The sequence below is a fragment of the Singulisphaera rosea genome, from assembly GCF_054877945.1.
This window is the reverse complement of the sequence record NZ_JBTYIP020000014.1, coordinates 179,209-199,126: the sequence shown is the minus strand read 5'-3', so window position 1 is coordinate 199,126 and position 19,918 is coordinate 179,209. Positions and strand designations below refer to the sequence as shown.

8 protein-coding genes are annotated in these 19,918 nt (G+C 65.8%); 7 read left to right on the top strand and 1 reads right to left on the bottom strand.

The genetic code is table 11. The features are described from left to right. Positions 1 to 103: 103 nt before the first annotated feature. The gene (locus ACYOEI_RS22880) at positions 104 to 2,551 is read left to right on the top strand and encodes an RNA polymerase sigma factor (protein ID WP_462851905.1); all 2,448 of its coding nucleotides are present in this window, start codon (positions 104 to 106) and stop codon (positions 2,549 to 2,551) included. Between the two features lie 433 nt (positions 2,552 to 2,984). Beyond that, a complete protein-coding gene (locus ACYOEI_RS22875; RefSeq protein WP_462851904.1) occupies positions 2,985 to 4,502 on the top strand; it encodes a hypothetical protein in 1,518 nt (505 codons plus the stop codon). Between the two features lie 42 nt (positions 4,503 to 4,544). Here ACYOEI_RS22875 and thiO read toward each other — a convergent pair whose 3' ends face one another. Further along, the gene (gene thiO, locus ACYOEI_RS22870) at positions 4,545 to 5,660 is read right to left on the bottom strand and encodes a glycine oxidase ThiO (RefSeq protein ID WP_462851903.1); all 1,116 of its coding nucleotides are present in this window, start codon (positions 5,658 to 5,660) and stop codon (positions 4,545 to 4,547) included. A gap of 210 nt (positions 5,661 to 5,870) precedes the next feature. Here thiO and ACYOEI_RS22865 point away from each other — a divergent pair, with 210 nt between their 5' ends. From ACYOEI_RS22865 to ACYOEI_RS22845, 5 genes are all read left to right on the top strand, one after another. Next, positions 5,871 to 6,887: a phosphotransferase family protein gene (locus ACYOEI_RS22865; RefSeq protein WP_462851902.1), complete on the top strand. Its 1,017-nt coding sequence runs from the start codon at positions 5,871 to 5,873 to the stop codon at positions 6,885 to 6,887. A gap of 118 nt (positions 6,888 to 7,005) precedes the next feature. Further along, on the top strand, positions 7,006 to 8,325 hold the full coding sequence (eno, locus tag ACYOEI_RS22860; protein WP_462851901.1) for a phosphopyruvate hydratase: 1,320 nt from the start codon (positions 7,006 to 7,008) through the stop codon (positions 8,323 to 8,325). Positions 8,326 to 8,721: 396 nt separating this feature from the next. Continuing rightward, positions 8,722 to 9,327 (top strand): RNA polymerase sigma factor, encoded by a 606-nt coding sequence (locus tag ACYOEI_RS22855; RefSeq protein ID WP_462851899.1) that lies wholly within the window; start codon positions 8,722 to 8,724, stop codon positions 9,325 to 9,327. 3 nt (positions 9,328 to 9,330) lie between these two features. After that, the gene (locus tag ACYOEI_RS22850) at positions 9,331 to 12,630 is read left to right on the top strand and encodes a WD40 repeat domain-containing serine/threonine protein kinase (protein ID WP_462851898.1); all 3,300 of its coding nucleotides are present in this window, start codon (positions 9,331 to 9,333) and stop codon (positions 12,628 to 12,630) included. 191 nt (positions 12,631 to 12,821) lie between these two features. Then, the gene (locus ACYOEI_RS22845; protein ID WP_462851897.1) at positions 12,822 to 19,670 is read left to right on the top strand and encodes an FG-GAP-like repeat-containing protein; all 6,849 of its coding nucleotides are present in this window, start codon (positions 12,822 to 12,824) and stop codon (positions 19,668 to 19,670) included. Positions 19,671 to 19,918: the final 248 nt, after the last annotated feature.

Genomic DNA, 19,918 nt, shown 5'->3' with positions numbered 1-19,918 from the left:
CGCATCATCTGGCGGGCACCAGGCGAAAAGGTTGAAACAGCGGCCCGGCCTGCGGTCACTACCAGGCAGGCGGAGTCGAACGTTCCACCATGGAGTCGGACCTATGGCCGAGGAACCCTCGGGGGCGATGCACAAGGACTTGCAGACCCTCTTCAGCGCGGGCAGGCCCGGGGATTTGACCGACGGCCAGCTCCTCGAGCGGTTCGTCGACCAGCGCGACGCCCTCGCCTTCGAAAGGCTCGTCGAGCGACACGGGGCGATGGTGCTCCGCGTCTGCCGTGCCATCCTCAACGACTCGCATGACGCCCAGGATGCCTTCCAGGCCACGTTCCTCGTCCTGGTCAAAAAGGCCCAGTCGATCCGGCGTCGTGATTCCATCGCAAGCTGGCTCTTCGGCGTCGCCGGACGGATCTCCCGCCGCGCCAAAGTCACCGCGACTCGTCGACGGTCCCGCGAGCTACGGAACGCCGTCGAGGAAGCCGGACCGGTGACCCGTCACTGCGATCCCGACCTCGCCCCTCTGCTTCATGAGGAGCTCCGCCGGCTCCCCGAGACGTATCGCATCCCCGTCGTGCTCTGCTACCTGGAAGGGCGGACCTACGAAGAAGCCGCCACCCAACTCCACTGGCCCCTGGGAACCGTCAAGATCCGCCTCTCCCGGGCCCGCGACCTCCTGCGCTCACGCCTCACGCGCCGAGGCCTGTCCCTCCCCGCCGGCGTCCTGACCGCAGGGCTTTCCTCGCAGGCCGACGCCGCTTTGCCGTCGACCCTCGTCGGTGCCACGGTGCAGATGGCCTTGGCCTTCTCGACCGGCAAGACCATGACCGCAGGGGCGGCTCTTTCCATTCCCGTCATCACGCTGGCCAAGGGGGTGATCAGGACCATGTCCCTGACCAAGAAGATGACTGTCGCCCTGGCCCTCCTCGTCACCGCCGCAGCCTCTACGGGCGCGGCAACGTTCATCGCCCAACGAACGAGCAAATCTTCGGCGACCTCTCCGCCCGTCCCGAAACTCCCCAGGGCAACCCTCGCGCAACGATCGAAGTCCACCCCCAAGGACGACTCATCCCCCATGGTCTTATCTCCCGGGCGTGAAGCCATTCGCCAGGCCCTGATCGCCGCCAAAGCGACCACGAATCCTTCCGAGAAGGCCGAGTCGCTCTGGAAAATCGGGCTGGCACAATCTCGACAGGGAGACCGAGACGGTGCGAAGGAAACGCTCCAACTCGCCGCAGAAACGGCCTCAGTCCTACCTCTGCCGCCCGACATTACATGGATCATTCCTCACGTACTCATTCGTATCGCAGAGGCTCAGGCCGCGATCGGCGACGGCAAGGCCGCCCATAGGACCTTCCAGAGAGCGATCCCCGTGATCCAATCCATGGAAAAGGATGATCAGGAAACTTTCTGGATTAACTTCATCCCAACGCAAGTGGCGACCGAGGGGCGGGACGCATCCCGCGAGTCGATCGAAGCATATCGTCAATATCTCAAAACTAATCAAGATCGCGACACCTCCTCGAATCTTTCCGAACTCTTCGGACTGGAGGCGCAGGAACAAAGCGTCGACCAAGCACTCCAGGATGTTCTTCATTCCGAGGAAGCTCGCGGCCCGAACGGAGCCGAGTTCAAACGAAATGCGTTGATCTCCATTGTTAAGTCGTTAAAGGCGGAAGACCGCGAGGTCGCCGGTCCTGTTTTGACCGAGGCAAGAGCGGCCGTCGACACCGGTGGAGATCCCAAATCCGGCTACAGACCAGGCCGGGTCGCCGAGCTCGAGGCAATCGCGAAGGCCCAAGCCCGTTTGGCCCGATTCCAGGACGCGATCGCCACTACGAAAGCCATCACCGCGGGCCGGCTTTCGGTCCGACGGGCGGACATGGCCAAATTCCATCAGGCCGGCTGTTTTCTCGATATCGCGGAAATGCAACTCGAGTCCGGCGATAACCCAGGTGCTCGGGACTCCGCTCGTTTGGCACTCCAGACGGTCGGCACGATCCAGATTCCAGGCGGCAAGCCCGTCCCCCTCAGTAGAGTCGTCCGGATCTTGGCCAGAGCTGGCGACCTCCAAGGATTGATGGAAACCGTCGAATTCTGGAAAAACGCAGTCAATGGACATACCGACGACATCTTCACTTATTCCCTCCTCCATGTGGCCTCAGCCCAACAGAAGGCCGGAGACCAGGCGAGCGGTCAGAAAACTCTCGAGCAGGCGTTGGAACTCGCTGAGAGTCTCCTCCGGAAAGCCGAGAATCCCGCGAATCCTGCGGCGAATGAAGCATTCGCGACGGATGCCTTCCTGAACCGAACACGTTTAGTCGCAGAGATCCAGGCGAGGATGGGCAACATGCCGGCCGCCTTGCGAACGATCGATCAACTCAAGACCGAGGACTCCCGGCAAAACGCCTGGATCACGCTTGCCGCATCGAGGGCATCCAGAGGAGACCTCGAGTCGGCCCTGACCTTGATAAGCAAAATCACTTCGCCAGAGCTGAAACGAGAGGCCTGGATCCGAATCGCATCGGATCTCCCCGCGGTAAGTCACCCCTGACAAGACAAATCAAAGAGGTTCCGGCCGATCTCACAAAATCGGCCCTGCGACGGATCTTCGAATGCCAGCATGTTCATTTTTTGAGTGCCACGGGTTCCGTCTTCGGACCCCGTGCGGACGAGGCCCGACCTGATGCCTCGATCCTCGGTAGCAATGGATTCCAGCACTGACCGTAAGAATGGCTTTCGACGAGCCCTATGCTCAGTCCCGAAGTCGCCGGCCGGGTCTGATCCTCACGGGGTCCGAAGACGGAACCCGTGGCACCCGCGGCCTCCGTTTCTTCACCGATTTCGCGACATGAACCGAGGCGCATCACATAATCAACCGGGCCTGAACGAAAGACAATAAACTCCGGATGGCGTCGAATTCCACAGTGTCGCACCCTGTCGTCAAAGAAGTCGATGATAAGGCTGACCTCCGCGGAGGATTTGTGATGGAGACCCAAACCCTTGGGTACGAATCGCTGAAGACTTCGCGGGGTTGGATCTTCACCCTCCACCGGGCCGAGAGCCAGGGGAACCGGGGGCACGGCTGGTTCCTCTCGATCAGTGCGATCTTCATGATCGGCGTAGGGATCATCGCCCATCGACGGGCGATGGCTCCTGGCCCTGGAATCGGGCTGGAACTGTCGCGCTCCATTCCGATCGCTCTGCTGTTCCTCATACTCGGGGTTGCCCTCGCCATCAGCGCGACGCGGTGGTGGGGCGGTCCCGTGCGGTTGATTCTCGAGGCTGAAGCGATCCGAATCGCACGGCGAATCGGGCCGATCGCATGGTCGAAAGCGATCCCTCGCGCGGAGGTCGCCCAACTCACGGTCATCCGCAGATCGTGGTTCATCGATCCAGGCCAGGACGGGAGCGAGTCTCGCGACTATCACGCCCTCGTCGCCGAGGACGTGTCCGGGCGAAAGAGGACCTTGGCCGCGCACTATCCGCGCGAGAGTCTCCTGGCACTCGCCCTGGAAATCTCGTCCCACTGGAAAGGCCTCACCATCGACCCGGACTTCGACAGTCCCGGACCGGGGAAGCTCGCCGTAGGAGAGGATACGGAAATCCCGACCGACATCCGCGAGCGCTCCTCACCCCCACGAGGGACTCGGCTAACCCTCGAGCCGGTGGGGCGACGTGGCGTTCGAATCACGATCCCTCCCGCCGGATACTCTCACCCCAGATTCATCCTGTCCTTGCTCGCGGGACTGTTCCTCCTCGCATGGGCCGCCGTGTTGGCCCTCCCACCGATCCTCGACCACGTCGTGGGCAAACCACCGGGTGAAGAGCTCATGACGTGGACTGGCGTGGGTCTTCGCGCCGGGGTGGGTCTCCTCGCGCTCCTTGCGGCCGCGCAGAGCACAGCCCTCCAGCACACCCTCCTCGCCACTCCCGAGACTCTCACGTTGACGTCTAAGGGCCTGATGGGGAGGTCCCGCAAGACGTGGCAACGACCCGCGGTCGCATCGCTCCGAGTCGACACGAGGGTCGAGGATTCCTCGTCGAACGACTCCTCAACGTCGACTCGGATCCTGATCCGGACAATCTACTCGGAGGCCGCCGGGACGTCGGACGTCGTCTTCTTCGTGGGGAATCTCGACACCGACACCCTCGTCCGTCTCTTGCGTAAACCCAAGGGTGCCCCGCCGTCGGCCTTCCTCGTCGTCGGGAGCCGCATGGGCCCGGGTCCGATCGCGGACTCGACCCCGATCGCCGACGGACCGTACGACTATGCCGCCCACTCCAAGCCATCCTCGGAGGGCCCCCAGGCGATCGGGCCGATCCTCAGCAGCAGGGTCGGCCCCGAGTTCGAGGAACTGGTGTCGGACCGGGATCTCCTCTCCAAGCCGGAGATGGAGTGGATCGCCACCACACTCCGGCGGGTCCTCAAAGTCTCGGATTCCGACGGCCCAGAACGCGATCCGGTCCCAACGGGCTCGGCCGAGTCACCCGCCGATCGTTGACCCGTCGAGTCAAAAGGCGATGAGCCAGCCCAGGAGCCGCTCTCATCCAATGGCCCTCTCCGGCAGGCAAGGCATCAGCAGAGGGTCGACGTCGTCCTCGAGGATCGTCCGGGCCATGAGCTCGCCGGTGACGGGGGCGAGGATGATCCCTTTGCGGCCGTGGCCGGTGGCGGCGAAGAGGCCGTCCCAGCCGGGGATCGGGCCGAGGTAGGGAAGGTGGTCGGGGGTGCCGGGGCGGAGGCCGGCCCAGGTGCGGAGGAGGGGTAGGTCGCCCAGGCCCGGGACGACGCGCTCGGCCCTGGCGAGGATGTGGTGCAGGCCCGAGAGGGTCACCCGCGAGTCGAAACCGACGTTCTCGAGGGTCGTGCCGACGACGAGCGGCCCGTGCGGGCGGGGGACGAGGACGAGCTCGCCGCAGAAGACCATGTGGCGCAAGGGCCGAGCCACGGCGTCGAAGGCCAACATCTGGCCGCGCCAGGGCTCGACGGGGAGATGGACTCCCGAGCCGGCCGCGAACGGCCCGGACCACGCCCCGGTCGCGATGACAACCGCTCCGGCCGGGATCTCGACGCCCGAGGACGTCCTGACGCCCCTGCAAACCCCGCCCGAACCGATCAGCGAGGCCACGGGCGTGTCGGACATCACCCGGGCCCCCAACGACCCGGCGGCCTGCAAGAGCGCGGGGGCGAGGCGAGGGTTGTCGACCTGGGCGTCACCAGGGGAGAAAACCCCGCCCAGGATCGGGCCGAGGAGACTCGGCTCCAGCTCGCGGACCTCGGCCGCGGTCAGGCGCTCGCCGTCGCCGGCGGGTAGCGGCTCGGTGGCCAGTTCCGGCGGGAGGTGGGCCGCGTCGGGGTCGACCCAGAGATTGAGCAGGCCGTCCTTGCGGAAGCTCAGCCCCAAGCCCGTCCGGTCCTCGACCTCGCCGATCCATTCGGGCCAGAGCTCCAGGCCGGCCGCCGCCAGGGCGGTCAACGACGGAGGATCGGAATTGTTCCACTCCGGCGCCAACACCCCCGCCGCCGCCCAACTCGCCCCGCGGCCGATCCGCCCCGCCTCGACGACCGTCACCGACACCCCCCGCCGGGCCAACGACCACGCGACGGCACCGCCGATCGCACCACCTCCCACGACTAACACGTCAGCGAATCGGCTCATCAGTCGATGGCTCCTGGAATGGGGGGAGAGGGGGAGGATTCACCACAAAGGCACAAATGATAAAAATTATATCATTTTTAATATTAAAACTTTGAATTCTTTTAAATTTGTGCCCTTTGTCCCTTTGTGGTGAATCCTCCCCTTTTCCTCCCGCCCGACACTCCGTTGTGGTATTTCTGTCCGGATGATAACTCAAGAAGGAGTTCGTCGATGCGCGAAGTGACTCCCGAGACGGCGGTCGAGTATCTCCGGGATGCGGGTCGGCTGCCTCTGGGCAGGGCGGCCGAGGCGCAGGCGTTGGGGTGGGGGGTCTCGAACGTCGTGATCCGGGTGGATGTCGAGGGGGAGGCGCCGATCGTCCTCAAGCAGGCGCGAGAGCGTTTGCGGACGAAGGCGCATTGGGTAAGCCGGCTCGAGCGGATCTGGACGGAGCGGGAGGCACTCGGGTTACTCGCCGATCTGCTGCCGGTAGGGGCGGTGCCTCGGGTCCTGTTTGAGGATCGGGAGAACTATCTCTTCGCCATGTCGTGTGCGCCGGACGACTCGGTCGTCTGGAAGGAACGGTTGCTCGCCGGGGAAGCCGATGAGGCCGTCGCGAGGCAGGCGGGGACGATCCTTGGAGCGATCCACGCCGAGACGGTGGGACATCCCGGCCTCGAGGGGATGCTCGCGGACACGACGGTCTTCGACGAACTCCGACTCGAACCCTTTTATCGGACGATCGCGCGGGTCCATCCCGACTTAGCTCCTCGGATCGACGAATTGTTGGCGACGCTCGCCCGGCCGCCGAGGCGGTGCTTCGTCCACGCGGACTTCAGCCCGAAGAACATCCTCGTGCATTCCCTCGGGTTGACGCTCGTCGACTTCGAGACCGCGCATGCGGGCGACCCTGCCTACGACCTGGGCTTCTTCTTCAGCCATCTCCTGCTCAAGGCGGTTCGCGCCTCGCCCGACTCGGCCCCGATCCTTCGGCTGACCGAGGCCTTCCGCGAGGCCTATCTCGAGCGGGCCGGTGCAGGGAATGGGGACGTCGACGGGGATCTCGCCCGGCGCACGAACGCCCACACGGCCGCGTGTGCCCTGGCCCGCGTCGACGGCACGAGCCTCGTCGACTACCTCGACGAACCGCGGCAGAACGCCGTCCGGCGATTCGCACGCGCGGCCCTCCTCGAACCGCCGGAGACCTGGGAAGGGCTCATCCGATTGTTGGCACGAGAGATGCTTTGATTCTTCGTTTTCGCTCCAGAGAATGGGCACTCTTTGCATTCCGCCCGGCCGCTCGGGTGCGAGGGGGAACCCTCGCCTCGGCACCGTTGAGACTCTCGAATCAGGAAGGGGCCGGCTCGTGTTGACGTTGATGAAGATAAGGGCACGCGAGGTGCTCGACTCCCGGGGCCGGCCGACGGTCGAGGTCGAGGTCTCCGCGTCGAACGGCGAGGTCGGGCGGGCGATCGTGCCGTCGGGGGCCAGCACGGGTCGGCACGAGGCGCTCGAGCTCCGGGATAAGGAGAGCCCCTGGTACGGCGGCCTGGGCGTCCGACGCGCCGTCGCGAACGTGTCGGAGGTGATCGCCCCGGCGATCCTGGGCAAGGACCTCGAAGACCAGGAGGCCATGGACGCGGCCCTCAACGCGCTCGACGGGACGCCGAACAAGAGCCGGCTGGGGGCGAATGCGATCCTCGGCGTCTCGCTCGCGGTCGCCCACGCCGCGGCCCGGGCCCGCGGCGAGGAGCTCTATCTCTACCTGAATCGACTCTGGAAGAATCGCCTCGGCCCCGGCGAGCCCGCCGACCCGGTCCTCCCGATGCCGATGGTCAACATGATCTCCGGCGGCCTGCACGCCGGCGCGAACCTCGACTTCCAGGACTTCCTGATCATCCCTGTGGGTGCCCCGACCTATCGAGCCGCGCTCGAGACGACGACGGCGATCTACCGGGCCGTCGGCGGAGTGCTCCGGAGCAAGGGGTCCGAGGCCGACCTCGTCGGCGACGAGGGGGGATACGGCCCGAAGCTCGCGACGAACGCCCAGGCCATCGACATCATCCTCGAGGCGGTGATCGCCTGCGGACTCGAGCCGGGGCGAGACGTCGCCCTCGCCCTCGACGTCGCCTCGACCCACCTCTACGACCCCGACACCCAGAGCTATTGCCTCACGGCCGTCGGCGACGACGTCCTCGACTCCGCCGGCATGACCGCGATGCTCGCCCACTGGTCGAAGCTCTACCCGATCGTCTCGATCGAAGACGGCCTCGCCGAAGACGACTGGGACGGCTGGGAGGCGCTCACTCGAGCGCTCGGCGGCTCGACCCAACTGATCGGCGACGACCTCTTCGCCACCCAGACCGACCGACTCCGCCAAGGGATCGAACGCCGCGCCGCGAACGCGATCCTGATCAAGGTCAACCAGGTCGGCACCCTCTCCGAGACCTTCGACGCCCTCCACCTCGCCCGACGCCACGGCTACCGCACCATCATCTCCGCCCGCTCAGGCGAGACCGAAGACACCACCATCGCCGACCTCGCCGTCGCCACGGGCGCCGGCCAGATCAAGATCGGCTCAGTCTCCCGCTCCGAACGACTCGCCAAGTACAACCGCCTCCTCCGCATCGAAGACGACCTCGGCCCCGCCGCCAAGTTCGCCGGCCGCGCGGCGCTCGGGCTCTGACATTTGGTCGAAAGCGAATTCGGCTTCGTCGACTGGACCGTTCCCGGCCCCGGTTCGTAGGACCGGGATGAGAAGGCCTCGATGGACTCCCGCGATCGATGTCCCAGGGCCCGAGCGATCCAAAGCTCCTGGGCCCTGCCTCGTCCGATCTCGGCGTGGCAACTCTCGAATTCCACCCCACGCGCCGCGGTGTCACCCGTTTCGTCGAGCCGGGCCGATGCGTAATCGGACAGATCACGCCATCGAATCCGCGTGTGCCGACCAATCCGGAACGTATCTCGGCCAAACCGATGATTACCGTATGAAATAATTTGCCAGGTTTGCCTACATTCGTCACAATTCAAAGTCCCCCCTCACGCAACCGACGAGGCGGGGCTGCGCGGGGGAGTGAGGACGTTGGACGACGTATCGCCGACACACACCAGCGCCAGCCTGCTCGGGCGGCTCCGGCGCGACGTCGCCGAGGCGTCCGACTGGGCCGAGTTCGTCCGTCGGTACGCCCCTTTGATCCTGCGCTGGTGCCGACGCTGGGGACTCCAGGAGGCCGACGCCCAGGACATCGCCCAGGACGTCCTGACACGTCTGGCGAGCCGGATGCGGTCGTTCGAATATGACCCATCCCGTAGCTTTCGCGCTTATGTCAAGATGCTGGCGCACTACACATGGTGCGACTTGCTCGAATCGCGTCAGCGACCGGGGGCGGGGGGATCCGGCGACACGGCCGTCCTCGACCGGCTCAATGCCGTCGAGGCTCGCGAGGACTTGCAGGCCCGCCTGGCCGAAGCCTTCGACCAGGAGTTGCTCGAGGAGGCGACCGCGAAGGTTCGCCGACGGGTCGAGCCTCGAACCTGGGAGGCGTTCCACCTGACAGCCGTGGAGGGACTCTCCGGCGCCGAGGCGTCCGCACGCACGGGCATGGAGGTCGCCGCGGTCTTCAAGGCCAAGAGCAAGGTCCGGAAGATGCTCCGCGAGGAAGTTCGGAACCTCCAAGAAGGCCCGTAGGCGATGCCTCCCATCCCCTGCCCTCTCGACGTAGTCCTGTTGCGGATGCTCGACGACGACCTCGGCAGGTCCGAGGCCGGAGGCGTCGAGGCTCATGTCGCCACCTGTCCGGAGTGCCAGCAGAAGCTCGAGCGGCTGACCCAGGAGTCCGACACGGATGCCTTCGGGATCGTGCCCGATCCGGGATCCGTCGACGCCGACTTCGTGGATCGGCTGGCCCGGCGGCCTCCCGCCGTCCTGCCGTCCAGTTCCAGGCCCGAGTCGACCTGGGCGACCGGCCAGCCTCGGGCTCGCCGTGGCACGCTCCCGCGCCCCCCGGTGATCCCCGGCTACGAGATCCTCGAGGTGCTGGGCCAAGGCGGGATGGGCGTCGTCTATCGGGCCCGGGCCGCCCACCTCAAGCGGATCGTGGCCTTGAAGATGCTCCTCCAAGGAGCCCAGTCCTCTCCCGACGAGCTCGCCCGCTTCCGGTCCGAGGCCGAGACCGTGGCCAGGCTCCAGCACCCGAACGTGGTGCGGATCCACGCCATCGGCGAACACGACGGGCATCCCTTCATCGAAATGGAATATGTCGAAGGAGGGAGCCTGGCCGCCCGACTCGACGGCACCCCCCGCCCGCCGCTCGAAGCGGCGAGGTTCCTCGAGGCGATGGCCCGAGGGGTCGCCGAGATCCACCGGCTCGGGGTCGTGCATCGCGACCTCAAGCCCGGCAACGTCCTGATGGCGAGCGATGAGCCCAAGATCGGCGACTTCGGCCTGGCCAAGAGCCTGGAGCTCGACTCCGGGCTGACGCAGCCCGGCGCCGTCATGGGCTCGCCGAGCTACATGGCCCCCGAGCAGGCCAAGGGGCATGGCCACTCGGCCGGCACGGCGGTCGACGTCTACGCCCTGGGGGCGATCCTCTACGAGTTGCTGACGGGCCGCCCGCCGTTCCGCGCGGCGACCGCCCTGGAGACGCTCCAGCAGGTCCAGACCGTGGAGCCGGTCGCCCCGTCTCGGCTGGCCCCGGGGGTCCCAAGAGACCTTGAGACGATCGCCCTGAAGTGCCTGGAGAAGCCCCCGGCCCGTCGCTATGCGTCGGCGACGGACCTGGCCGAAGACCTCCGGCGATTCCTCGAGGATCGGCCGATCCTGGCCCGCCCGGTCGGGCCGGCCGGGCGGCTCGTGCGAGGGTGTCGACGCCAGCCGTGGATCGCCGGGCTCGGGGCCGTGATCCTCCTTCTCGTATTCGTCGTGGCCGGCGTCACCGCGACTGCGGTCGCCAGAGTCTTTGCCGCCGCCGAGCAGGAGCACCGGACGATCTACTTCGCCCGGATGAACCTCGCACAGCTCGCCTGGGAGGATGCCGACACGAGGCGGATGCGCGACTTGCTCGCGCCCTATGCAGGCGACTCGGGCCCCGGCGACCTCCGCAGCTTCGAGTGGTATTACTGGTGGCGGCTCGCCCACCTGCCATCCTCCGAATTCACCGGACACCGCAACGACGTCTTCGCCATCGCCGTCTCGCCCGACGGCCGGACGATTGCCTCGGCCGGGCGCGACCAGCTCGTGATCCTGTGGGACCGTGCGACTCGCACGGTCGAGGCCACGTTCCCGGCCCCGGCTCGAGTCCGGACGCTCGCGTTCACGCCCGACGGCCGTTCCGTCGTTGCGGGGACCGCGAACGGTCACCTCTTGATCCAGGACCGCGCGGCGGGAAGCAAGCCGACCCTCCTTTCCCGCGGGCCCGGCCCCGTCATCGCCCTTGGCTTCACCGGCCCCCGTTCGATGGTCGTGGCCCGAGAACCGAACGTCAGCCAGACCTGGAACCTCGACACCAGGACGGCCGAGCCGCCGACGCGAGGGTCACCCCTGGCGGCCGGCCGCATCGACGACCTGGATCATACCAGTGCCCACGCGATCTCCGCCGACGGGCGCTTGCTGGCCAGCGCCGGGCTCGACGGTTCGATCCTCGTCCGGACGATCTCGGGCCCCTACCCGGAGGAGTTCGAAGTCAAGTTCCGGACCGGCCCCCGATCCGACTGGAAGCCCGCACGGGCGCTGGCCTTCTCACCCGACGGCCGGATCCTGGCCATCGGACTCGAGGACCATGCCGTCGTCCTCTGGGACCTCGAACGCCGTGTGGCCCTCCACACGCTCGTCGAGCATACACGCCCGGTCTGGGCGCTGGCCTTCTCGCCCGACGGCCGGACCCTGGCGTCCGGAGGATATGATAACATCGTGGCGCTTTGGGACGTGGCCGCCGGCCGCCTCGAGTCGACCCTCAAGGGGCATGGCGGCCCGGTCAATGCCGTCGCGTTCTCGCCCGACGGCCGGGCCTTGATCTCGAGCAGCAACGACGCGACGGTCAAGCTCTGGGACCTCGACGCCCGAGAGTCCGGCGCCCGCTTCTCCGGCCACTCCGGCGGCGTCAACGCGGTCGCCTACGCTCCCGACGGCTCGACCCTGGCCACGGCCGGACGCGACGGCCGGATCATCCTCCGATCGGTGGCGACGGGGAAACGTCTCGAAGGGCACGCGGGATTATCGGTCGACACCCCGCCCCAGCATCCGAGCCATATCCGCGCGATGGTTTACACGCCCGAAGGCAAGATCCTCGTCACGGCCGGTTGGAAATGCGGGGTCCGGCTCTGGGATGCCCGGACGCTGGCGCTCCTCCGCGAGATCCCCCTCGGGGAAGAAAACTCCGTCGAGTCGCTGGCCGTCTCGCCCGACGGCTCGACGCTCGCCGCCGGCCTCCGGGGCAACCGGATCCTCTTCTGGGACTTCGCGAGTTGGACCAGGCGCGTCGCCAGCGGCGGCGGCGATTCCATGACGACGGCCATCGCCTTCTCGCGCGACGGTCGACAACTCGTCTCGGCCACCAAGGGCGAGGCGATCCTGGTCTGGGATCTGGCCTCGGCAACCCTCCTGAGGTCGATCGTCTCCGACCGCTCGAGGACCCAGACCCTGGCCTTCTCCCCCGACGGGACGACCCTGGCCGCTGGCGAGGCCGACGGGACCTTGAGCTTCTACGAGTTCGACACCGGCAGGTGCCTCACCCGACAGCCCGCGCACGCCAATGAGATCACGTCCCTCAGCTTCACCAGCGACGGCCGGACCCTCGCCTCGGGGGGCCGGGACGGCGCGATCCGGCTCTGGGACGTCGCCGCCCGCCAGCTCAAATCTTCGCTGAAAGGCCACACCGACAACGTCCTCTCCGTCGCCTTCGCCCAAGACGGCCGAAGCCTCGCCTCCGGCAGCCTCGACGGCACCGCCCGCCTCTGGCGTGCGGGCAGGAGCACCGAGATCCCACAGCCCTGATCGTTCGCGCACTCCCCGGGTGGGCGCTCGGCTCCCTCGATCCATCATCCGAAAAGATTTTCGCGAGGCGCTGTCAGGTCCGAGCGATTCGGCCTGATTATCTCTCGTCGTGCGCCTCAAGCTACCCCGCCCGCCATAAGGCCGACCCGCGGGGATCATCGAGCCTGCCCCGATTCGCCGAGCCAACACCCATGACGACCGCCGTCTCGCGTCTCCCCCGTCGGCCGTTCCGTCGCCATCGTCGCCCGGAGATCGGCCCTCGCGATTGGGCTCGGATCCAGAAGGGCCGCCGATTCGTGCCGAACGGCGTGGAGGGGCTCGAAGATCGCCGCCTGCTCACGGTGAGCGAGATCCTGGGCGTCCTGCAACTCCAGGCGGACAGCTTCCAGCAGAGCGGCATGCAGTTCTCCACGCTCGGGACGGTCCAGGTGGGATTCGCGCCGACGGCCGGCGAGACGTTCGTCCCGCTGATCCAGATCGTCGGGAACGGCACGGACAACACCGTCTCGTTCGACGAGTCGTCGAGCGACCCGACCTTCAACGTGAGCGGGACCATCGGCGCGGTCGTCTCGGGGGCCGATATCCCGCTCTGGACCGGCTCGACGAGCCTCAACGTCTCGGCCCTCTCGACGAGCCAGATCGGGCTCAATGTCGGCAAGTCCGTCTCGGTGGCCGGCGTCAGCTTCGCGTTGACCTCGATCGGCCTGGACGACCCCGACGGAGCCGGTACGGACGACTCGATCATCCAGCTCCAGGGCTCGGTCTCGGTCCCGAATTTCGCGGGGCTCGAGATCGCGGTCGACGACGGCAATTACATGGAGATCGCCAAGTCCGGGGTCAGCCTCACCGGCGTCTCGGCGTCGATCGCGAAACCGTTCCAGGTCGCCGGACTCACGGTCTCGCCGACCGACCTCTCCGTCTCCTTCGCGACCACCGGCGACGTCTTCAGCTTCTCGGGCGCCGTGGCCATCTCCGCGGGGGCGTCGTCCCTGCCGGGCCACGTCTCCTTCGGCGGGAACTTCGGGACCGGCGGCCTCGTCATCTCGGACGGGGCCCTGACGAACTTCGACGTGGTCGTCGCGACGGACATCGACCTGGATGGGGCCTCGCTGAAGGCCGACGACCTGGACCTCGTCTACGACGAAACCCAGGACCAATTCGCGATCGACGGCGGCCCCGTCACGATGACGGCCAAGACCGGCGGGACCGGGATCTCGCTCTCGGGAGAGTTCGCCACGAAGAACGGGCTCGTCATCAAAGACGGCTCACTCCAGGATCTCAAGATCACCATCAATGACGACATCGACGTGGACGGGGCAACGCTGAAAACCCACGACCTGGACCTCGACTACGACAAGGCCCGGGACCTCTTCGCCATCGACGGCGGCTCCGTCACGATCTCGGCGGGTACGCTAGGGACGGGGCTCACGCTCTCGGGGGGGTTTGCCAAGAAGAACGGGCTGGTTATCAAGGATGGCTCGCTCCAGGATCTGAACATCACGATCTCGGGCGACATCAGCGCCGACGGGACATCGCTCAAGGCCGACGGCGTCGCCATCTCGTTCAACCAGGCCAAGGATCAATTCGAGATCGTGAGCGGGACGGTCGGCTTCGATTTTCAAGCGGACACGACGAGTTCGATCTCCGGGACGTTCGGCTCGACCGTCAACGGCAAGAAGGTCCCCGGGCTTGTCATCAAAGGGGGGCAGCTCGAGAGCATCGACATCACGATCAATAGTCAGATCACGGTCTCCTCCCTCGCCATCACCGTCACGAACCTGGACTTCCAATACAACCGGTCGGACCAAACATTCGCGCTCAGCGGGTCCGTCTCGGTCGCCGTCGGCGGGGGCTCGCCGATCACGGCCACTCTCGTTTCTCCCGGGCTGGTCATCGCGAATTCGAAGGTCCAGTCGGTCGACCTGACCCTGAATGGGAAGCTCTCCCTGTTCGATCTCGAATTGGACTTCCAAACCCTGACGGTCACTTACGCCGCAGCGACGGCGAACACGCCGGCGGAGTATACGGTCACGGGCGGGATCACGATCCCCGAGTTGTTCGACGCCTCGGTGACGTTGGGCAGCAACGGTCAGGATGGCCTCAGTATCATCGGCGGGCAGTGGGAGATCGGCAGCTTCACGATCTCGGTCGCCGACATCCCCCTCGGCGCCTTCACGATCGAGAACCTCGTGGTCAGCTACGCGACTGGCGGGTCGTTCAGCGTCGGCGTGACCGTCATGTTCCCGGAAGGGTGGGAGGTCGGCGGCTGCATCTCGTTCGTCGGCAGCAAACTCGACGAGCTCTCCCTGAGCTACTCGGCCGGAGATGGCGAAGGGATCGAGGTCGGCGACACCGGCCTGTTCGTCAACTGGATCGCGGCGACGGTGCAGAATATCGACGAGCCGGCGAACCTCATCGTCTCGGGGGCGCTCGGCGTCGTCTTCGGTGGGTCGGTGACGATGGGCGGGACGACCGCCACGATCTTCAGCGCGACCGGGAGCTTCACCGTAGACCGGGACGGACTGACGCTCGAAGCAAACATCGCGGTCGGGTCCACATGGACGGCCCCCACCGCGGCCGCCTGCCCGATCGTCGGTACGCCCCAGCCTCCCCCCATGCCCAACGGGATCTACGGCGATGGGACCGCCACGATCTCCCTCGACTGGTCGACCAAGGTCTACCAGGTGTCCGCCCAGTTCTCGATGTACGACGACGTGTTCTCGTTCTCGACGACCTTCACGTTCCGGGACCTCGGCCACGACAATCTCGCGTTCAGCATCAGCGCGAAAGCCGACGTCAACGTCCCGAAGGGGATCCCGTTCATCGGCGGCAAGACGCTCGGACAGCTCGACTTCCTGTTCGTCTACGACAGCGCCAACTTCGATAACACCGGCGAGCCCGGCGGTTTCGTGGCAGCCTGGGTCGAGCTGGACATCATCCACAAATTCGACATCGGCATCGAATATAATTTCTCCGACGATTCCCATTCCTTCAAGGTCATCGGCACATCGGCCGTCAACTCGCTGAATCATCAGGCGAACTCACCCGCACCCCAGGTCTACACGTACGCATACCAATTCACGATCCCCGGCGGGGCGACGATCGCCGTAGCCGGACTCGATTGGGGGGTCGTCGATCCGACGGCCTCGTTGCAAATCACCTATCCTAATGGCGAGGTTGTCGCGCCCGGGTACGGTATCCCTAATGGGAACGGCAACACCACCTTCGTCAGCACGGCCGCTGCCCTGGCCACGCCGACGTCGTCCGTCCTCCAACTCGTCGGCTCGACCACCGATGAGACCGTGGCCCTGCCCGGCGAAGGTGGCACCTCGACCTACACGCTCACACTCACGAGCAACAACAATTACACCACCCTGCCCGTGTTCACCGCGACGTATCACTATTATCAGCCCACGATCGCCATCACGGGCCTATCCATCCCCGATCCGAGCCAGCCGAACCAGGTCCTGATCACGCTCGACGCTTCGGTCGACTCGGCCTTCGCCAACGCGACCACGATCTCCCTCTTCGCAGTCCCGCAGATCCTCGGTGGCTCCGGCGCCCCGATCGGGGGCCAGTCGATCATCTCCTTCACCGGGACCGGGCAAGGGATCACCGCGACGTGGGACATGAGCGACCTCTACCCCCTGCCCTATCAGATCTACGCCCGGATCGACGACACCTTCAACGTCCCGGTCCTCACCCCGCTCTCGACCGCGACGGCCACGCCGGTCTTCCCCATCACCGGCACGGTCAGCAACCCGCAAAATAGCCAGGGGATCTCGGGCACCACGGTCTATCTCGACACCAACAACAATGGACAGTACGACCCCGACACCGACCCGGCTACGACGACCGGCCCGTCCGGGTTCTATGCCTTCACACCGTCCCAGGTGCCGAACGGCACGGGCCAGGTAGGAGTCGTCGTCCCGCAGGGCTTCGCCACGGAGAATGCCCTCTCGACTTACGACTACGTGGGCCAAGCGTTGGTGTGCGACTTCTCACTCACCGAATTGGCGTCCGTCAGCGGCACCGTCTACGAGGACCTCAACCTCAACCAACAGCCCGACGCGGGAGAGCCCACCGTCGGCGGGATCACGGTCGGCCTGGATGCCAACGGCAACGGCCTGTATGACACGGGCGAACCCATGGCCGTCACGAACAACTCCGGCCGGTACATCTTCTACAACGTCTTGCCCAACGCCACCCCTTACAGCGTCATCTTGATGCTGGCGCAAGGCGTCGACTTCTCGACCGGGGCCGTCACGCTCCTCACCAAGCCCATCCTGGACCCCTTCCAGCAGGAAGCCGGGTTCAACTTCTACATCCTTCCCTATACCACGGTCTCGGGGACGATCGTGGGCAATGTCGTGGCTAACGGAGAACTCCAACCGTCAAGTACCAACCTGGCCGGATGGATTGTCCGCCTCACGTACGACAACGGCGGCAACTCCATCACTACCGGCACGAATTCCGACGGGACCTACAACTTTACCAGCGTCTTGCCCGGCACGTACACGATCGCGGTCATCCCGCCAACAGGCTGGCAGCAGACGTCTCCCGTCACCCCAATCCCCTACTTCAGCCAAAACAGCTCCTACTACCCATCCACCTCGACTCCGATCGGCTTGGCGGTGGCCGACTTCAACAATGATGGCCTGCTCGACTTCGCGGCGAACAACAGCTTCTCGATGGGCTACTCGAATTCGATCGACCTCTACATCAACGGCAACAATGGCGCGTTCGTGCCGAGCCTCGACGCCGTCTTTACAGGTTTCCAGCAACCCAGTGCAGAGCTCGTCGCGGCCGACATCGACGGCGACGGGACGCCGGACCTCGTCGCGATCGACACCTACGGTCAGGCCGAGTGGCTGCAAAACGGCGGAGCCGTCAACTTTACCGTCGAATCTCCTTGGGGCGGCATCAGTTTCGGTCATCCGTTCTCCGCCGTCCGCATGGGCCCCCTCAATGGGTCGACGAGCGGAGCGGACAGCGTGGCGTTTACCTATATCGACGATGACCCGTTCAGCCCATCGATGGGGATCAAGGTCCTCGTGGGCGGCTCGTCAAATAACTCCACTGTCACAATCCCTATCAACTTCGCGCCGCAGCAGGTGATGAACGCCTACGGCCTGGCCTGCGTTGATGTGAATGGCGACGGGTTCCCCGACCTCGTGACCAGCGACGCGAACAACCTGTACGTCGCCACCGGCGACGGCCAAGGGAACTTCACCCTCCATACCACTCCGATCTCCTCGATCTCCTCGACCTCCTACACCCTCGGAGGAGCTCTGGGGGTGGGCGACTTCAACGGCGACGGCCGACCCGACGTGGCGGTCGCCACTAGCCAGTCGCCCTTCTCGGTCGTGATCCTGCTCAACCAAGGGGCCTTGAATTGGTCGGTCGGACCGGTCTTGACGATCGGCTCGAGCAGCGATTCGCCGCAGACCGAGATCCAAAGCCTCGTCGTCGCCGACTTCAATGGCGACATACTCCCCGATATCGCCCTCTCACCCCTCCAAGCGAATCGCGAGACCACGTCATACGTCGACTTTTTCTTCAACAACCCCGGGACGCAAAGCGGATTCACCCCGTTCTCGGGCATCCGCGCCAACACAACGGAGAATGTGCTCGTCGCGGCGGACATCAATAACGACGGCTTGCCTGACATCATCAGCGGCGGGTTCACGGTCGGCGCGGGGGGGACCGAGGGGATCGCCGTGGTGCCCAACCTGTCCGAGACGCTGGCCCAATCGATCTCCGTCGGCATCTCGCCCGGCGAGCAGACCGTGTCGGGCCGCGACTTCTCCTTCGTCCAACTCGGCCAGCTCAACGGAGCGGTCTACGACGACGCGAATCGCAACGGCCGCCGCGACGCTGGCGAGTCCGGCCATGCGGGAGAGACGGTCTACCTCGACCTGAACGGCGACGGGGTCTACGAGCCGGGCATCGACCGTGCCACCACGACGATCGCCGGCGGCTACTACGCCTTCAACGGCCTCCCTGGGGGGCACTACACGCTGCGTGTCGTTCACGGGAGCGACCGCAAGGTCACCACTCCCCAGGGCGAATCCTATTCCGTGACGGTGGCCGGAGGATCCCCGGTCACGGCGTTGGATTTCGGCCAGGCGACGGCTCTAATCTCGCCCCTGAACAGCTTCATCATCGCAGCCGGCACCCCCTTCTCCGTGACCGCCGCCACGACGGCCCTCGCGGGAGTCGCTCCGCTCGCCTATCGCCTGGGCGCAGGGGCACCGACCGGTGCCTCGATCGATCGCGCATCCGGCCTCATCACCTGGACGCCGACCTTCGACCAGGCCGGCCGGACGTATGTCCTCACGATCTTCGCCTCGGACCCGTTCGACCCGACGCGTCGCGATTCCACGACCCTCAGGATCGTGGTGCAAGCCCTCCCGGGCCCCATCGCATACGCCCGATCGTTGTACGAATACCTCTTCAACAAACCCGCCTCCGATGCGACGGCGAAGGCCCTCGCCGGCGAGCTCGCGTCAGGCGTCTCCCGCAATGCCCTCGTCGACCAACTCTGGGCCTCACCCGAACATCGGGCCGTGGAGGTCAACCAGGCCTACGGAACCTATCTCGGACGAACCCCGACCCCTCAGGAGCTCAACCAGAGCACCCAGCAACTCAACCAAGGGGTTAGCCAAATCCAGCTCGCGGCGCAACTCCTCGGTTCGCGCGACTTCCGGCTCTCTCACCCGACGAAGCGAGCCTTCCTCAACGGCCTCTACCTCGCCGTCCTGGGTCGGGTCCCGACGCGACTCGAAGCCCTCGCCAGGCTGCACATGGGCAACTCCGCCCGAGCCCGCACAGCGTTCGCCCTGAGATTCTTCAACTCCCCCAAGGTCGAAGCCCACCTCGTTGATCGCGTCTACCGTCAAGCCCTCGGCCGCGGGCCGACGGCACCAGAAACCCTGGCCTGGGTCGGTGGACTCCGGTCGCATCGAGCCACGATCGACTCGTTCACGAAGACGATCCTGGCCTCCGAAGATTTCTACGCGCACGCCCAGGGCGATTGAACCACTCACAACCTTTCGACCATGACCGCCGAGTTCTCGTGGGGAAAGCACGTCACCACAAGGGCACCAAGGCACATGGGCAAATCCCTGCGAGGGCGAATCGGTCTTGACGCTTCTCTGTTTGGTCGGTGCATCTCCAGGTGAAAGGAGCGAGTGTCGGATCCGAAGATGACATCGAAAGCCGACTCCGATAGGATGGCGGGACAGGCAGGGTGTTAACGGCGAGTGTCTCCGTCGGATCGGCCTTC